The sequence below is a fragment of the Undibacterium sp. 5I2 genome (assembly GCF_035019605.1).
GTDB lineage: Bacteria > Pseudomonadota > Gammaproteobacteria > Burkholderiales > Burkholderiaceae_D > Undibacterium.
The window spans coordinates 1-977 of the sequence record NZ_JASJVS010000145.1; the positions used below are offsets into that span (position 1 = coordinate 1).

A 977-nucleotide genomic window follows, 5' to 3' on the forward strand; every position below is an offset into this window, starting at 1 on the left:
TCACTCATGGTCTGCCTCGTCTCTTTTCGACAGACACTAGTTTAAACTGTTGTCCGGATATGTGGATCCACTATAATAGGCGTCTTTCCGATGATTTGAACTGAACGCAAATCTATCGTTATGGCGCCGTACTACTGTTCTTAATCAACGTCTAAAAAGCAGTTCTTGAAAAAGATAAGAACGATGTCTATACGCCTAATTACTCTTTAAATGAACATCCTATGCCTAAATTTAGTGAGAACGATACCTCAGTATTGGCGCAAATCCGGCTACCGCGCAGTCACACACAAGCCATGCGTCTACTACTCGATTACCTTAAAAGTAAGCATTATTTCTATCAAAGTGGCTGGATACGCATCGACAAATTACCTGCTTTTATAATTGAGATGCATGCCAAAATTGGCATCGGTATGATGCGACATCAACGCGACTATGCGCGCAAACAAGGTCACTCTTGCGGCCATCTCGTCATCGTTAAACCGCTGGATCAACGGCAAATTCAAGAGTTTGGCAAGGTCAATTTTTATGTGCTTTGGTCACAAGGCGAAGGTGAACTGGATGTTTTTCCAAAATATAAAGATGCAAGAAAACCGTATCAACGACTCTATTTTGAAACGGCAAAACGAACCGAACATGACGGCTGGGAGATCTCCCGAATTTATAAACTGACGCAGCTTGAACACCGCAAGCATGTAGCGAAGAACCGCAAAGGCGAGGTGTTAGTCGATGAGGATGGTCAAGAGATAATGAGTAGCGGCGGTCGACATTTGACATGGGTCATCAGTAAAGAATCCTTTAATGAAGCGAAAGCATTGGCGAATGAATTGATTGGGCGCTTTCTGAGCAGCTATAAAAAGCTCACACCACAGGCAGCAGCAACCATCGTTAGATGGTTGGAGTACTAAAGTGGCCCCCTAAGTCCAGACAATTATTCAAAGAGTTTAAGATAGTGCCTGTTTCTGCCACAGCTGCGCGGC

General features: G+C 43.9%; 1 protein-coding gene. It reads left to right on the plus strand.

What is annotated here, in order from left to right; all coding sequences use genetic code 11:
• Positions 1 to 221: 221 nt before the first annotated feature.
• Positions 222 to 905 carry a hypothetical protein gene (locus QN359_RS19740; protein ID WP_322248434.1) on the plus strand — a complete coding sequence of 228 codons (684 nt, stop codon included), beginning with the start codon at positions 222 to 224 and terminating at the stop codon, positions 903 to 905.
• Positions 906 to 977: the final 72 nt, after the last annotated feature.